Raw genomic sequence first — 15,867 nt, forward strand, 5'->3', positions numbered from 1 at the left:
TGGGGATCAGAGCGTGCCGTTGCGCTGCTGGATCATCATGTAGGTGTCATAGGTATATTCGGCGATCTGCGCCCAGAGATAAGCGTCCTTCTTGAAGGCCTGCTGGCTTTCGTAGATCTTCTTGAAGCTCTCGTTCTTGGCCGAAATCTCCGCATAGGTGTCCTGCGCGGCCTTGTGGCAGACATCGAGGATTTCCTGGCTGAAGGGGCGCAGGATAGCGCCCTGCGCCACGAGTTCCTTCAGCGCCTTCGGATTGCGCGCATCGTAGCGTTCCAGCATGCTGGCGCTGCCGGCGGCGCAGGCATCTTTCAGGATGCGCTTGTAATTCTCGGGCAGCTCGTTGAACTTCTGCAGATTCACGAAGGCATGAACGGCCGGGCCGCCTTCCCACCATGCGGGGTAGTAGTAATATTTTGCGACCTTGTAGAAACCGAGCTTCTGGTCGTCATAGGGGCCGACAAATTCGGTGGCGTCGATCGTGCCCTTTTCCAGCGCGGCATAGACATCGCCGCCGGCGATCTGCTGCGGTGTCACGCCAACCTTCTGCATGACCTGGCCGGTGAGGCCGGCGATACGCATCTTCAGGCCTTTGAGGTCGTCGATGGTGTTGATTTCCTTACGGAACCAGCCGCCCATCTGGGCACCGGTATTGCCGAGCAGGATCGAGTAGATATTGTGCTGGGCAAGGAATTCATTGAGCAGCTCGTTGCCACCGGCCTGGTTGAACCAGGCATTCGTCTGGCGTGCGTTAAGGCCGAAGGGAACCGACGTTCCGAGCGCAAAGGTCGGATCCTTGCCGACGTAATAATAGGAGCAGGTATGCGCCATTTCGACGGTTCCGGCCGTCACCGCATCCGCTGCCTGCAGCGCCGGCACGATTTCACCGCCGGCGAAATGCTGAATGACGAAGTTGCCGCCGGAGGCTTCCTTGACATGATCTGCGACGATCTGGCCCGCGCCGAAAAGAATGTCGAGGCCCTTGGTGAAGGACGACGTCATGCGCCAGGTGATCTTGGGGTTTTCCTGTGCAATGGCCGGAGCGGCCAGCGCCGTTGCGGTAACACCGGCGCCAACGGCGCCCGCCTTGCGGATAAATGATCTGCGATCCATGTCGATAAGCCCTGATATGTCTGCATATTACAGGCGAACCGCACGGTACGCCTCCCGTCGGCTACTAAACATTTATCCCTGCGGCCATCAAGAGGGAATGTTTGAAACTTGCGTGATCTTACGCACGGCTTGGCAATTGTTGCTTGTACCGGCCTTTCGCTGTTCGGCGCGGCTGCGGCTAAGGCATGCTGCGCTTTAAGGCCGGGTCATCCATTGCGGGATTGTAAAACAGCGAAAGCGTCAGGCTTCTGGCGATGCGTTGCGCCGTTTCCATGAACCAGTCATGTGCCTCTTTGCTCGGCGCAATATCATCAAGCGTGGCGGAAAACAGCGTGAGCCACTGCGGAAAAAGCTCCGCCGACATGCCTTTTACCCCGAGATGGGCCTGCACGGGCTTGCCGCCATAACCGCCATTCTTGAAGGCGACGGCCGTCCAGAACTGTTTCATCCTGGCCAAATGCTCCGGCCAGCGCCCGGCGAGTCGCGCATCAAAAACCGGGCCAAGCGTGGAGTGTTCAAGAACGCGGCCGTAGAATGTTTCCACCAGCAGGTCGATGAAACCGGCATCCACGCCGATTTCCGCCATGGCCTTTTCCGCCCTGTCCTGAATTTCCGCGCTGTGGGCGGCTCTCGCCGCAACGTCTTCCTGCATGGTGCTTCCTTTTCCGCGAATTTACCCCGCTGCGAGGCGGCCTGCAATGCGACCCTTTGCCTTATTAGAATTATTCTAAGATGACTTGATCTCGGCGCAGGGCGGATGTATTTAGAATTATTCTAAAAAGGTTTCAGCCATGTTTCGCAGTCTTTTTTCCCTGTCCAAACGCCCCTTTTCCTCTCTCGGCGAACAGGAAATCCTCGCACTCGCCATTTCGTCCGAAGAAGACGATTCCCGCATCTATCGTTCCTATGCCGATCACCTGCGCGCGCAATATCCGCAATCGGCCAAAGTCTTCGACGATATGGCGGAGGTCGAGCAGCAGCATCGAAATGTCCTGATCGACATGCATCGTCGCCGTTTCGGAGAGACGATCCCGCTGATCCGTCGCGAACACGTGCGTGGGTTTTACGAGCGCACACCAGACTGGCTCGGGAAGAACCTGTCGCTCGAGAAAATCCGGGCCCAGGCCGAATTGATGGAAGCACAGGCGATCCGTTTTTACGATGAGGCCGTGAAGCGCACCAGCGACGCCTCTACGCGCAAGTTGCTCGGCGATCTGGCCGAGGCGGAGCGGGGTCACGAAGAGATCGCGCAAATGCTGGAAGAAAAACATCTCGATGAAGATGGCAAGACCGAAGAGGCGGAAACCGCAAAGCGGCAGTTTCTTCTGACCTATGTGCAGCCGGGTCTTGCGGGATTGATGGATGGCTCCGTCTCGACGCTCGCGCCGATCTTTGCGGCCGCCTTCGCCACGCAGGATACCTGGCAGACTTTCCTGATCGGCCTTTCAGCCTCCGTCGGCGCTGGTATCTCCATGGGCTTCACCGAGGCGGCCCATGATGACGGCAAGCTTTCGGGTCGCGGTTCTCCGGTAAAGCGGGGTCTGGCCTCGGGCATCATGACGGCCATCGGCGGTCTCGGCCATGCCTTACCCTATCTCATCCCGCATTTCTGGACAGCAACGGCGATTGCGGCCGTCGTCGTTTTCGTGGAACTCTGGGCCATCGCCTTCATTCAGAACCGCTTCATGGAAACGCCGTTCCTGCGCGCGGTGTTTCAGGTGGTCCTCGGCGGCTCATTGGTGCTGGCGGCCGGCATTATCATCGGCAACGGATGAAAAAAGAAAGAGCCCGCGATGGCGGGCTCTCAATCTGTCAAACGTGGAGCCAAGCGTCAGCGCAATGCGCCAACCAGAACGTCGCGACCATCTTCGATGGAGACCCAACGGCCCGTATTGAAGGACGCCTGCCGCTTCAGATAGGTATAGTTGGTGTCGGTCCAGAGCTTCACATCGTCGGTGAGGTTGTCGAGAATATAGTCGCCATCAGTGGTGCGAAGCGTCAGCACCGCATGGCCTTCACCATCCGGTTTACGCACGACGGTGATCAGCAGATCGGCAACGGAAAAACCGCGCTCGACCAGTTTCTTGCGCTTCAGCAGCACGAAATCTTCGCAGTCACCGGCGGTCGTCGGATATTCCCAGACTTCGTCCTTGCCGTAGATTTCCTGGTCGGTCATCGCCACGATCGTGGTGTTGACGGACGTATTAACCTCGCGAATGACATCCCAGCCATAATCTGTGACGCGCGGGGGCGGTGTCGCCTTGCTGCGAATATTGCATTCGTCGGCGTATTTCTGACAGAACTCGTAATGTCCGATCGGCTGGGACGTGATCCCGCCCGTCACCATGGAAGGGCTTCCTTTGATTTCCGCCATGGCGGAGGCAGCAGTCATTAGCCCGGCAGCAACTGCAAACAGCAGAGCACGCGCCAGCGGTGCGTTCATCATGAAACCCGTCCCTTAATTCTTAACGAAAAGTTAAGAGGGATAGGGGGTTTGAGTCAATCTCTAGCAATCGGCGATGCGCAAGACTCGTTGAATATGGTTAAGAGCGTTGCGCAAATGCCTATATTGCAAGGGCTTTGATGGTCGCGAGCATCCGCTCGATATCCTGCGGCCTGGAAAGCCGGTGGTCGCCATCGCGGATCAGCGTCAGCACCACATCGTCGGCGGGAAGATGTTCGATGAGCTTCAGAGCATGCTGATAGGGAACATCGGGGTCGCGCATGCCCTGCAGAACATGAACCGGGCAGCCGGTCGTGATGATGCCGGTGAGCACCCGGTTCTGCTTTCCGTCTTCCATCAGCGCGCGGGTGAAGATGTTGGGCTGGGGGCTATACTCCGAATGTTCCTCGAAGTAACCCCGTTCTGCGAGAGAGGTCCTTTCCGCATCCGACAGGCTGGGCTCTATCAGTTCCTGCGTGAAATCCGGCGCAGGCGCAATGAGAACCAGACCGGCGACGGAGGGCGCGCCACCCGCCTTGCGCAGCTCCTCGACCATGCGCAACGCAATCCACCCGCCCATCGACGAGCCGACGAGAACGACACGCGACGGCGCCTTTGCACGCACCACCGCAAGTGCCTCTTCGAGCCATCTCGAGATCGTGCCTTTGTTGAAATCACCGCCGGAAGCCCCGTGCCCGGAATAATCGAGCCGCAGGCAGGCAAGGCCGTTTTCCGCTGCAAAACGATCGAGCTCAACCGCCTTGGTTCCCGTCATGTCGGAGCGATAGCCGCCGAGCCAGACGAGCGTTGGTGCGTTCGGCTGGGATGTTGGGGAGCGATGGAGGAAAGCGATGTTGCGGGCGTCGTCACCCGCTCCTATATGCAGGAATTCAGCAGCTTGTTCGGTCATGTATATGCAATTCTCCTGATTTTCGTGCAATATCGGCGGCGTATTTGCAAAAACCGTGGCAACAGGTGATCTTTTCGGGCAGATATGCTATTGACTTCGCCACGGCAATAACGACATTTCCGCCGCTTGTACCAAACAAGCTGTTTTTTGCTGACGTGATCCAGAAACAGATCAGGAGAATACGACCATTCGCAGACCTTTCAAAGCCGATGCCCCCGTCAAGGAGGGCCCGCGCTCCAACCGGGAAATTCGGGTTCCCAGAGTTCAGCTTATTGATGAAGAGGGCCAGAACCTCGGTAGCATGCCGACGGATCAGGCTTTGAAAATGGCGGAAGAGGCCGGTCTCGATCTCGTCGAGATTTCGCCGAACGCTGAACCGCCGGTATGCAAGATCCTCGATCTCGGCAAGCTTAAGTACTCGACCCAGAAAAAGGCCGCTGAAGCGCGCAAGAAACAGAAGATCGTCGAAGTTAAAGAAATCAAGATGCGCCCGAACATCGACACGCATGACTATGACGTGAAGATGAAGGCGATGGGCCGTTTCTTTGATGATGGCGACAAGGTGAAGGTAACGCTGAAGTTCCGCGGCCGCGAAATGGCCCACCAGGAACTCGGCATGAAGCTTCTCCTCCAGGTGAAGGAAGACACCCAGGCGATTGCCAAGGTTGAAGCCGAGCCGAAGCTGGAAGGCCGTCAGATGATGATGGTTCTCGCACCGAAATAATCTTTTTACGCGTTCACATCACTGGCGCGTATCCCACCGCAAGGGGAAATTCTCATTCCCCGTTGCGCTTTTAGCCGACTGCGGTTATAAGCGCGCGTCCGAACGGTCCGGCAGGGCATGCCGTGGCCGTTCCTGAATAGCTTGAAATAGGCCTCGTCTGCCTGTTTCGATACAAAAACGGAGTAGCAAAATGCCCAAGATGAAGACGAAGTCCGCTGCAAAGAAGCGGTTCAAGATCACCGCCACCGGCAAGGTTGTTGCAGCCGCCGCCGGTAAGCGCCACGGCATGATCAAGCGTACCAACAAGTTCATTCGCGACGCGCGTGGAACCATGGTTCTCGCCGAAGCTGACGGCAAGAAAGTCGTCAAGAACTACCTGCCGAACGGTCTCTGAGACTTTTCCGCACTTTTGGACACTTTAAGGAGATCATGACATGGCACGCGTAAAACGTGGCGTAACTTCCCGCGCCAAGCACACCAAGACACTCAAGGCAGCCAAGGGCTTCTACGGCCGCCGCAAGAACACCATCCGCGCAGCAAAGGCTGCCGTGGATCGTTCCAAGCAGTACGCTTACCGCGACCGCAAGGTCAACAAGCGCAACTTCCGCGCTCTGTGGATCCAGCGTATCAACGCTGCTGTTCGCGAATTCGGCCTGACCTATGGCCGCTTCATCGACGGCCTGAACAAGGCTGGCATCGAAGTCGACCGCAAGGTTCTGTCCGACATGGCTATCCATGAGCCGGCAGCATTCGGCGCGCTCGTCGAAGCAGCGAAGAAGGCGCTTGAGTACCTCAAGGATGCTGGTACGACCAACGAGTTTGAAACCGCTGTAAAGTAATTACGGCGCGGACAATCTGTTGTTCATTTGAAACCCGCGCCGGTCCTCCGGCGCGGGTTTTCGTTTTTTGGAATTCACGGCAGTTTCGGCAGAAGTGCGTAACGCTTTTGCGCCGAGGTTGCCAAAAGGGTGGGGCATCCGGCTTTTGGCCGGCAGGCTCCATTGGGGGCAGAAAATGCTGGTTGCCGCAAGCGACGCGGAAAAGGCGAAGGGTTTCCACGTCCATCTGGAAGATAGCGATATCGCAGCCTTGATGCGGGCTTTGCTTAAAAGCGAGCGCCGTGTGCAGAAACTCGAACTTTCTTCGACGACCGTCTGGATCAAGCGCCAAGGCACGGAAACGCCGTCCTGGTGGATAAAGTTGCAGACCTTTCTCGCAAAGCTGCTCCCCTACACTTTTATGCGCCCGTCGCCGCCGCTCGATGGCGCCGGCCTGATGCGCCGTGAACTCGAAACGCTGCAGGCCTTCAAGGTCCGTGGTTTTCCGGTTCCGCCCATCATCTATTCTTCGCTGACGGCCGTTGTCCTGGGGGATGTCGGTCCCACCATCATGGAACGCATGGACACGATAAAGACCGCGATGCCGGCGGAGCATGACGCCCTGCTGGTAAAATCCGCCGAGGCGCTCGGCGAACTGCATGCAGCAGGTCTTTGCCATGGACGTCCGCATGTGCGTGACTTCTTTCTCGCAGACGGCCGTGTCGGTTTCATGGATTTCGAGGAACGCCCGCAGGACGTCATGCCGCTTGAGACGGCGCAGGCCCGCGATATCTGGCTGCTGTTTCTGCAGGTCGCGACACGCGCCTGCGATGCGCCGAAAACCTGTGATGCCGCCTTTGCCCGCTGGCGCGAAAACGCCCCGTCCCGGGCGCTGGAAGAATTGTGCCGTCTGACTGGCATTCTGGGGCGTTTTTTACCGGTTGCCCGGTTGATCGGGCGCGTGCGGATGGGTAGTGATCTGCGACGCTTTATCATGGCGACCGACTATTTGATGAATGCTGTGAACCCCGAAGCCGCTGTTAAAAATACCGGCAAGGCAGGAAAAGATGACTGAACTTGATACCTTGAAATCGCAATTGATGTCGGAGATCGCCACTGCTGCCGATGAGCCGGCCATCGAGGCCGTGCGTGTTTCCGCACTTGGCAAGAAAGGCTCGGTTTCGGAGCTTCTGAAGACGCTTGGCAGCATGACGCCGGAAGAGCGCCAGACCCGCGGCGCGGCCATCAACCAGCTCAAGACCGAAATCACCGACCTCATCGGCGAGCGCAAGAACGCGCTGAAGGACGCCGCCATTACCGCCCGGCTGAAAGCGGAAACGGTGGATGTCAGCCTGCCGGTTCGTCAGTCTCCGGCCGAGCGCGGTCGCATTCATCCCATAAGCCAGATCGTCGATGAAATTACTGCCATCTTCGCGGATATGGGGTTCTCGATCGCCGAAGGTCCTGACATCGAGACCGACTATTACAACTTCACGGCGCTGAATTTCCCCGAAGGCCATCCGGCCCGCGAAATGCACGACACCTTCTTCTTCCAGCCGGATGAAAACGGCGAGCGCAAGGTGCTGCGCACCCACACCTCGCCGGTGCAGATCCGCACCATGGAAAGTCAGAAGCCGCCGATCCGCATCGTCATTCCCGGGAAGACCTATCGTCAGGACTCCGACGCGACCCATTCGCCGATGTTCCATCAGGTCGAAGGCCTTGTCATCGACAAGAAGGCGCATGTCGGCAATCTGCGCTGGATTCTCGAAGAATTCTGCAAGACCTTCTTCGAGGTCGACAGTGTCGTCATGCGCTTTCGCCCGTCGTTCTTCCCCTTCACGGAGCCGAGCTTCGAGGTGGATATCCAGTGCGACCGTTCCGGCCCCATCGTCAAGTTCGGCGAAGGCAAGGACTGGATGGAAATCCTCGGCTGCGGCATGGTGCACCCGAACGTGCTGCGCGCCGGTGGGCTGGACCCGGATGAATATCAGGGCTTTGCCTGGGGCATGGGCCTCGACCGCATCGCCATGCTGAAATACGGCATGCCGGACCTGCGCGATTTCTTCAACGCCGATGTCCGCTGGATGAACCATTACGGCTTCCGCCCGCTCGACATGCCGACGCTGTTCGGCGGTTTGAGCGTTTAATCCGGTTAGCCAAGGAGCAAAGACATGAAATTCACTCTTTCCTGGCTGAAAGAGCATCTCGAAACGGATGCGACGCTGGACGAGATTTGCGAGCGGCTGACGGCGATTGGCCTCGAGGTCGAGGACGTCGATGACAAGGCGGCCTACAAGCCATTCGTCATCGCCAAGGTCGTTTCCGCTGAAAAACATCCGGAGGCCGACCGCCTCAAGGTGCTGATGGTGGATGCTGGTGACGGCAAGCCGGTGCAGATCGTCTGCGGCGCGCCGAATGCACGCGCCGGCCTCGTTGGTGCGCTCGCTCGTCCCGGCATGTATGTTCCGGGCATCGATGTGACGTTGGCCGTCGGCAAGATTCGCGGCGTCGAAAGCCACGGCATGATGTGCTCCGAAAAGGAGCTCAACATTTCCGACGATCACGACGGCATCATCGATCTGCCTGAAGATGCGCCTGTCGGCACTTCCTTCGCATCCTATGCCGGCCTCGACGATCCGATCATCGAGATCAACCTCACGCCCAACCGTCCGGACTGCACTTCGATCTACGGCATCGCCCGCGATCTCGCCGCCTCCGGTCTGGGTAAGCTGAAGACGAAGCCTGCGCCGTCCTTCAAGGTTGAAGGCGCAACCCCCGTCGATGTGAAGCTGGAACTGGATGATGCGGCGCTTTGCCCCGGCTTTTCGCTGCGCATCGTGCGCGGCGTGAAGAATGGCCCCAGCCCGAAATGGATGCAGCAGCGCCTGATGGCGATCGGCCTGCGTCCTATCAATGCTCTCGTTGATATCACCAACTACATGACCTTCGATCAGGGCCGGCCGATGCACGTCTTCGACGCGGCCAAGGTCAAGGGCGATCTCACGGTCCGCCGTGCGAAGGATGGTGAGACGATCCTCGCGCTCGATCAGCGTGAATACAAGCTCGGCCCGAACAATGTCGTCATTGCCGACGAAAAGGGCCTCGAGTCGATCGGCGGCATCATGGGCGGGGAGCATTCCGGCTGCGACGAAAACACCGTTGATGTGCTGATCGAGGCTGCTCTCTGGGATCCGATCAACATTGCCAAGACCGGCCGTTCGCTCGGCATCATCACCGATGCGCGTTATCGTTTCGAGCGTGGTGTCGATCCGGAATATATGGTTCCGGGTCTGGAGCGCACCACCGAACTGGTTCTGGAACTGTGCGGCGGCGTTGCCGGCGAAGCCCGCGTCGTTGGTTATAAGGGTCATCAGCCCAAGGTCGTCGATTTCCCGCTGGCGGAAGTCAAGCGCCTGACGGGTCTGGAAGTCTCCTCGCAGGAGAGCCTCACCATTCTCAAGGGTCTTGGTTTCGGTGTCGAAGGAACGGGCGAGCGAGTCTCCGTGACCGTCCCCTCCTGGCGCCCCGATGTCGACGGCAAGGCCGATCTGGTCGAAGAAGTCATGCGCATCCATGGCGTCGACAATATCAAGCCGGAACCGCTTGAAAGCTTCGGCGCTGTCAACGGCCGTATCCTGACCACGCTGCAGATCCGCACCCGCACCGCGCGCCGTGCGCTGGCGAGCCGCGGCATGCTCGAGGCCGTCACATGGTCCTTCATCCCGGAAGCGCAGGCGAAGTTGTTCGGCGGTGGTTCGCCGGCGCTGAAACTCGCCAACCCGATTGCGGCCGATATGTCGGATATGCGGCCCTCGCTGCTGCCCGGCCTGCTGACTGCCGCACAGCGCAATGCCGACAAGGGTTATGGTGACGTCGCGATCTTCGAGGTCTCCGGCACCTATGAGGGCGATACGCCTGATACGCAGCGCCGCGTTGCCGGCGGTGTCCGCCGTGGCACGGCCTCGCTGGCGGGCAGCGGCCGCATGTGGTCCAATGCTGTGAAAGGCGGCGGCAAGCCCGTGGATGTCTACGACGCCAAAGCCGATGCGCTGGCGGTGCTGGAAGCCTGCGGCCTGCCCATGGCCAATGTGCAGATCGAGGCCGGCGGCCCCGGCTGGTATCATCCCGGCCGCTCCGGCACCATCAAGATGGGTCCGAAGGTCGTGCTCGGTTATTTCGGCGAATTCCACCCGAAGACACTGTCCGAGCTGGATGTTTCTGGCGCCTATTGCGGTTTTGAAGTCTATCTCGACGCCATGCAGGAGCCGAAGAAGAAGGCTACCCGCACCAAGCCTGCGCTCGAGCTTTCGCCGTTCCAGGCGGTCAAGCGCGACTTCGCCTTCGTGGTCGACAAGTCTGTCGAGGCGGGAGCGATCATCAAGGCCGCAACGAGCGCTGACCGCAAGCTGATCACCGGCGTTAATGTCTTCGATATTTTCGAAGGCGCATCGCTCGGCGAAGACCGCAAGTCGGTGGCCATCGAAGTCCAGATCCAGCCGGTCGACAAGACGCTGACCGATGAGGATTTTGAGGCGCTGACGGCCAAGATCGTCGGCAATGTCGAAAAATCGACGGGCGGCGTTCTGCGCGCCTGAAAGCAGCTGACGAAATGATAAAAGCCGCGGCGGTTGCCGCGGCTTTTTGTTTTTAGCGATTGGCCAATCGCGTCATTCGTTCCGGATAACGTTCCCCCGCAACCTTTGTCGGAGAGAGCAATGCGCCGAGGCTGGCAACTTCGTCGGCCGTCAGCGCGACATCCGCTGCCGCCACGTTTTTCTCCAGATTGGCAATTTTCGTGGTGCCGGGGATCGGCACGATGAAATCGCCCTGCGCCATGACCCAGGCGAGCGCCAGTTGCCCGGCGGTAACGCCTTTTTCTGCTGCCATATCTTCCAGCAGCTGGATGAGGGCCAGATTGGCATCGAAGTTTTCGCTTTGGAAGCGCGGCAGGCTGCGGCGGAAATCGTCGGAGGCAAGCCCGTCGAGCGACTTCAGCGCACCTGTCAAAGCGCCGCGTCCGAGCGGGCTGAAGGGTACGAAGCCGATGCCGAGTTCACGGCAGGTTTCCAGCACGCCATTTTCTTCGGGATCGCGGGTCCACAGCGAATATTCGCTCTGAATGGCTGCAATCGGGTGAACGGCGTGCGCCTTGCGAAGGGTCGCCGCACTCGCCTCCGAAAGGCCGAGCGCCTTCACCTTGCCTTCCCGCACCAGATCGGCCATTGCGCCGACCGTCTCTTCAATTGCCACGTCCGGATCGACGCGGTGTTGGTAATAGAGGTCGATGACATCGACACCCAGCCTTTTCAGTGAGGCTTCGGCGACGGCACGAACATTTGCCGGCGAACCGTCAACACCCTGGATCATTTCCGCCGAAGGTTTGCTGCCGTCGATGCGGAAGCCGAATTTGGTGGCGATGACCACCTGATCGCGATAGGGCTTCAAAGCCTTGCCAAGGAGGGTTTCGTTTTTGAACGGCCCATAAACTTCCGCCGTATCGAACAATGTGACGCCAAGCTCGACGGCGCGATGCAACGTCGCGATAGAACCGCTTTCATCCGAAGGTCCATAAGCATGGCTCATGCCCATGCAGCCAAGCCCGAGTGCGGAAACGGAGAGGTCTTTTCCGAGGATTCTGTGTTTCATCTGCCTGTCCTTTGTCAGAGCACGCCTTGAAAGCTATCCCGCGGTTTGCGGCGGAGCATGTGTGTCCAAGACGGTTTAATATACCCTTGGGAAGTGGGTACGGGCAAAACATACTGCCCATCGGTGGTAAAAATAACCGCTGCAAATCCGCTTGGGTTGTTCTATCATTTAGAACAATGAACCGTGTGCAACTCTCCCAGCTGGCCGTTCTCGCCGCCGTTGCCGAAGGCCGCAGCTTCCGCAAGGCCGCGGCCGAATTGGCCATCGCGCCTTCTGCCGTCAGCCATGCGGTCTCTTCGCTGGAGGAAAGCCTTGGCCTGCGGCTGCTTCACCGCACCACCCGCAGCGTTTCTCCGACGGAGGAGGGTAAACTGCTGCTCGAAACGTTGGGACCGGCTCTTGCCGATATCGATACGGTCATCCAGACGCTTGCCGAGCACGGTGGAAGGCCGGCGGGTCCTCTGCGCATCACCCTGCCTCGGCTTGCGGCCGAGGATCTTATCGTGCCGCGGCTGGGTGAGTTCTTGCGGCTCTATCCCGACATATCACTTGAAATCTCAACGGATGATCGCTTCGAAGATATCGTCGCGAAAGGCTTCGATGCCGGTCTGCGGCTCGGAGAGCACCTCGATGCGGATATGATTGCGGTGAAAGCGAGTGGTGCATGGCGCGGCGCGATTGTTGGCGCGCCCTCCTATTTCGCAGAAAACCCGCCGCCATACGATCCGAGGGATCTCATCCGTCACCGCTGCATCCGCCGGCGTTTCGCGAGCGGCCTTATCTATCGCTGGGAACTGGAGAAGAATGGCAAGCCGCTGGTGGTGGATGTACAGGGACCGCTGATCCTGTCGGACCAGAGCCTCATTCGCCGGGCGGCAATAGATGGGGCAGGCCTTGCCTTCGTTTTCGAACAGCGCGTCGAGGACGATATCAGGGAGGGCAGGCTCATCCGCGTGCTGGAGGATTGGTGCGCGCCCTTTGACGGTTTTTATATCTATTATCCCTCGCGCCGGCAGATGCGCCCGGCGCTGAGGGCTTTCGTGGATTTCTTCCGCTTCAGGGGTGATCAGAACTTGATGCGATAGCGGATATGGCCATCGCTTTTCACGTAGCTGTTATAGAGATTCTGGGCCCGGTGATTGTGCTCGTCCGTGTTCCAGTAAAGCCGTGACCAGCCTTTTTCGGCGCAGATGGAGATGAGATCGTCCATCAGCGCCCGACCTGTTCCCTTGCCGCGGATCGCGCCGTCGACGAACAGGTCTTCCAGATAGCAATCGGGTGTTTTGACCCAGGTGGAATCATGGAAGTGATGGATGGCGAAACCGGCCATCGTGTCGCCGAGCAAGGCCACACGCATGGAAACACGCGAGGCTGGGTCGAGAATACGCGCCCAGGTATGCTCGGTCACGTCGTCGGCAAGGTGGACATCGTAGAAAGCGAGGTAGTCGTTCCACAGGCGCAGCCATTCCGCCCGGTCACTCGGCTGTGCGTCGCGAATTGTAAGATCCATGTCACGCACCTGCTTTATCGAGAAGAGCCATCATCTCGTCTGTCAGCTTCAGATCGACGGCGCGTTTGAAGCTCTCGAGCTGCGACAGGCTGGTGGCGCTGGCAATTGGAGCCGTCACGGCACTCTTCCGCAGCAGCCAGGCCAGTGCGATATCGGCGAGCTTGGCACCGGTTTCCACGGCAACCGCATCCATGGCCCCAAGAATGGCAAGGCCGCGTGTGTTGACGTAGTCGCCTACCCGGTAGCTGCGGGCAACGCCTTCGGTGTCGGCCTTGGCGCGATATTTGCCGGTGAGGAAACCGGCTGCAAGGCTGTAATAGTTGATCACCCCGATCTCTTGCCTGACGCAGAGATCGGCAAGCGGGCCTTCAAAGTCCGTGCGGTTGTAGAGATTATACTCCGGCTGCAGCACGTCGTAGCGTGGCAGATTGTTCTTTGCGGCCGTGTCCAGCGCGTCCTGAAGCTGGCTTGCGGAATAATTTGAGCAGCCGATGGCGCGGATTTTCCCCTGTTCCTTCAGCTTTGCGAAGGCGGCGAGCGTTTCCTCCAGCGGCACATCCGCATCCGGCTTGTGGGCAAGGTAGAGGTCGATATAGTCGGTCTGCAGCCGCTTCAGGGAAGCCTCGACGGCTTCCGCGATCCACCTGGCGCTGAGACCGGTCTTCTGGCCGCGATTGTCAAAACCGACCTTGGTGACGATCACCGCATCCTCACGCCTGACACTGGACTGCTTCAGCCATTTGCCGATGATGGCCTCGGACTCTCCGCCCACATGGCCATCCACCCAGGCGGAATAGACATCCGCCGTGTCGATGGCATTGAACCCGGCATCGAAAAAGGCGTCGAGCAGGGCAAAGGAAGTCTTCTCATCCGCTGTCCAGCCAAACACGTTGCCGCCGAAGACGATCGGGGCGATGGAGAGGCCGGTGCGGCCGAGACTTCGTTTTTCCACGGAAAATGCTCCTGTTGCTGTCTTTATGGCAAGGTAGCAACTGCCTGCCGGCATAACCATTCAATTCCTTTGATGGCATTCATCAGGCAGCGGCAGGGTCTGCGAAAAATCAGGCCTGAAAACCGCGATAATGGCTGGGCGGATGGCGATTGTGCTGTTGCCAGACACGCCGCAAATGCCGGGCGGAGGCAAAACCCGCCCTTTCCGCGATGGCTTCCATATCCAGGCGGCTGTTTGCGAGAATGTCGCGGGCGAGATTGACCCGCATCAGGTTGACATAGTCGATGACGCTGATGCCGGTATGCTCGCGAAACAGGCGCGACAGATGCCTTTCGCTGAGTGCGGCAATATCGGCCAGCCGCTCCAGCGACCAGTCCTGCGCCGGCTCGGCCATCACACGGTCCTGAACCCGGTGAATGGCGGGGTGGATGTGGTTGCGGCCGGTCATCCAGGGGGAGATTTGTGGATCGCTGCCGCTGCGCCTGAGATAGACCACCATGGTTTTGGCAATGCGGGCCGCAACGGCCGGGGATGTCAGCCGGGAAACCACATGCAGCATCAGGTCGATGCCGGTGGAAATACCGGCACTCGAGAAGCGGTTGCCATCCTCGACGAAAAGGCGGTTTTCGGCCACCTGGGACAGTGGCGCGATGCGGCGCAGCCCTTCAACGCAATCGGCATGCGTTGTGCAGTTTCGCCCGTCGAAAAGTCCCGCTTCGCCCGCCAGCAGCGCGCCGGAGCAGATGGAAATGACTGTCGTATCGGCACGCACCGCGCGGCGCAGCCATGCCGCCAGCGCCTGCCGCTCTCGCTGTGTCTGCGGATCATTGTCGAAGCGTGACGTGCTGCCCGAGATCAGCAGGAAAGCATTTTCCGGCAGGGTCGCGGGCAAGCTCTCCAGCCCGGAAAGTCCAAGGCCGATGGAAGATTGTTGTTCGCCACTCGCAGCAATGTATCGGCAGTCGAAGTGGATGTCCCGCTGCTCCGCGTTGGCATAACGGATCACTTCGAGCGGACCGGCAATGTCCAGCAACAGCGCATGTGGCGGCACAAGCGTATAAAAGGGAATGATGCGCGTGCCGCCTCTATCCATCAGGCGGCCTCTTTGACGGTGGCCAATGCGTCATTGACGCTTACGATGCGCGCGAAACGGCCAGCCAGCACCAGTTCGGTCCGTTTGCGGATATCGTCCGGGCTGAAGACGGTGCCGGAAGCATGTGTCATCGGGAAAGTCAGCGTCGCTTCGGTGACGTAATCGACGCTGTAACCAAGATCGGAAGCGTGCCGCGTGGTGGTTTCGCAACATTGCTCGGTGCGGATGCCGGAGACGATCAGCCGGTTGATGCCCTTCTGTGTCAGCCAGATTTCGAGGCCGGTGCCGGCAAAAGCCGAATGGCGGTTCTTGTGAAAGGTGACATCAGGGGTGATCCGCACGCCATCCAGCGCCCGGATATAGCCACTGTCCTTTGAGAAGGCCTTGTCGCCATCGACATGGAAGATTTGCACGACTGGAATGCCCGCGGCTTTGGCGCCATCGATCAGCGCCTGCTGTTTCTCCAGATAGGCAGCCAAACCGCTTTCCTCGAAATAGGGGGCATGCCGAAAGGATTCCTGAACGTCGATGACCAGCAGTGCTGTATGAGAAGAGGACATTTCATGTATCTCCATTGGGTTCATGCGTAGCATAATTCTTCTTATCCAGCTCGAAGAAAAGCGGGCATTCTGACAAAGAGAGGACAAATTCAGCCATA

Annotated in this window: 17 protein-coding genes; 8 read left to right on the forward strand and 9 right to left on the reverse strand. The window is 59.0% G+C overall.

The features are described 5' to 3' along the window. Nucleotides 1–6: 6 nt before the first annotated feature. A complete protein-coding gene (locus tag ASB65_RS00900; protein ID WP_003507447.1) occupies nt 7–1,110 on the reverse strand; it encodes a TRAP transporter substrate-binding protein in 1,104 nt (367 codons plus the stop codon). 178 nt (nt 1,111–1,288) lie between these two features. Continuing rightward, nucleotides 1,289–1,762 (reverse strand): group III truncated hemoglobin, encoded by a 474-nt coding sequence (locus ASB65_RS00905; protein ID WP_060722787.1) that lies wholly within the window; start codon nt 1,760–1,762, stop codon nt 1,289–1,291. Between the two features lie 139 nt (nt 1,763–1,901). On the opposite strand from ASB65_RS00905, the gene mbfA reads away from it, so the two are divergent. Further along, nucleotides 1,902–2,885 (forward strand): iron exporter MbfA, encoded by a 984-nt coding sequence (gene mbfA, locus ASB65_RS00910; RefSeq protein ID WP_060722788.1) that lies wholly within the window; start codon nt 1,902–1,904, stop codon nt 2,883–2,885. Between the two features lie 56 nt (nt 2,886–2,941). Here the strand turns inward: mbfA and ASB65_RS00915 are convergent, their stop codons facing one another. Continuing rightward, nucleotides 2,942–3,556: a transglutaminase-like cysteine peptidase gene (locus ASB65_RS00915; protein WP_003507458.1), complete on the reverse strand. Its 615-nt coding sequence runs from the start codon at nt 3,554–3,556 to the stop codon at nt 2,942–2,944. Between the two features lie 118 nt (nt 3,557–3,674). Beyond that, complete coding sequence (locus tag ASB65_RS00920) at nt 3,675–4,463, reverse strand: alpha/beta hydrolase (protein WP_060722789.1); 789 nt, start codon at nt 4,461–4,463, stop codon at nt 3,675–3,677. A 187-nt stretch (nt 4,464–4,650) separates the two neighbouring features. Between ASB65_RS00920 and infC the strand changes: the two genes are divergently transcribed. The 6 genes from infC (at nt 4,651) to pheT (ending at nt 10,603) form a co-directional block, all read left to right on the forward strand. Then, entirely contained in the window at nt 4,651–5,187 is a 537-nt protein-coding gene (infC, locus tag ASB65_RS00925) for a translation initiation factor IF-3 (RefSeq protein WP_077767695.1), read from the forward strand. A 190-nt stretch (nt 5,188–5,377) separates the two neighbouring features. Further along, complete coding sequence (rpmI, locus tag ASB65_RS00930; protein WP_003493355.1) at nt 5,378–5,581, forward strand: 50S ribosomal protein L35; 204 nt, start codon at nt 5,378–5,380, stop codon at nt 5,579–5,581. Nucleotides 5,582–5,621: 40 nt separating this feature from the next. After that, entirely contained in the window at nt 5,622–6,026 is a 405-nt protein-coding gene (gene rplT, locus ASB65_RS00935) for a 50S ribosomal protein L20 (protein WP_003507464.1), read from the forward strand. 175 nt (nt 6,027–6,201) lie between these two features. Further along, entirely contained in the window at nt 6,202–7,080 is an 879-nt protein-coding gene (locus ASB65_RS00940) for a lipopolysaccharide kinase InaA family protein (RefSeq protein ID WP_060722790.1), read from the forward strand. Then, nucleotides 7,073–8,155, forward strand: coding sequence for a phenylalanine--tRNA ligase subunit alpha (gene pheS, locus ASB65_RS00945; protein ID WP_003507467.1), 1,083 nt, complete (start codon nt 7,073–7,075; stop codon nt 8,153–8,155). The genes ASB65_RS00940 and pheS overlap by 8 nt, the downstream gene beginning before the upstream one ends. A 24-nt stretch (nt 8,156–8,179) precedes the next feature. Then, entirely contained in the window at nt 8,180–10,603 is a 2,424-nt protein-coding gene (gene pheT, locus ASB65_RS00950; RefSeq protein WP_060722791.1) for a phenylalanine--tRNA ligase subunit beta, read from the forward strand. A 52-nt stretch (nt 10,604–10,655) separates the two neighbouring features. Here the strand turns inward: pheT and ASB65_RS00955 are convergent, their stop codons facing one another. Then, entirely contained in the window at nt 10,656–11,654 is a 999-nt protein-coding gene (locus ASB65_RS00955) for an aldo/keto reductase (protein ID WP_060722792.1), read from the reverse strand. A gap of 176 nt (nt 11,655–11,830) precedes the next feature. Between ASB65_RS00955 and ASB65_RS00960 the strand changes: the two genes are divergently transcribed. Next, nucleotides 11,831–12,739 carry a LysR family transcriptional regulator gene (locus tag ASB65_RS00960; RefSeq protein WP_060722793.1) on the forward strand — a complete coding sequence of 303 codons (909 nt, stop codon included), beginning with the start codon at nt 11,831–11,833 and terminating at the stop codon, nt 12,737–12,739. Here the strand turns inward: ASB65_RS00960 and ASB65_RS00965 are convergent. The 4 genes from ASB65_RS00965 to ASB65_RS00980 form a co-directional block, all read right to left on the reverse strand. Then, nucleotides 12,721–13,164 carry a GNAT family N-acetyltransferase gene (locus ASB65_RS00965; RefSeq protein ID WP_060722794.1) on the reverse strand — a complete coding sequence of 148 codons (444 nt, stop codon included), beginning with the start codon at nt 13,162–13,164 and terminating at the stop codon, nt 12,721–12,723. The two genes, ASB65_RS00960 and ASB65_RS00965, sit on opposite strands and share 19 nt — an antisense overlap. Nucleotide 13,165: 1 nt before the next feature. Then, nucleotides 13,166–14,116, reverse strand: coding sequence for an aldo/keto reductase (locus tag ASB65_RS00970; RefSeq protein ID WP_060722795.1), 951 nt, complete (start codon nt 14,114–14,116; stop codon nt 13,166–13,168). Nucleotides 14,117–14,225: 109 nt separating this feature from the next. Next, nucleotides 14,226–15,209: a GlxA family transcriptional regulator gene (locus ASB65_RS00975; RefSeq protein WP_060722796.1), complete on the reverse strand. Its 984-nt coding sequence runs from the start codon at nt 15,207–15,209 to the stop codon at nt 14,226–14,228. Beyond that, nucleotides 15,209–15,769, reverse strand: a complete 561-nt coding sequence (locus tag ASB65_RS00980) for a cysteine hydrolase family protein (protein WP_060722797.1) — start codon at nt 15,767–15,769, stop codon at nt 15,209–15,211. The genes ASB65_RS00975 and ASB65_RS00980 overlap by 1 nt, the downstream gene beginning before the upstream one ends. Nucleotides 15,770–15,867: the final 98 nt, after the last annotated feature.

Origin of the sequence: Agrobacterium tumefaciens str. B6 (assembly GCF_001541315.1) — a bacterium.
In the GTDB taxonomy this organism is placed as follows: Bacteria; Pseudomonadota; Alphaproteobacteria; order Rhizobiales; family Rhizobiaceae; genus Agrobacterium; species Agrobacterium radiobacter.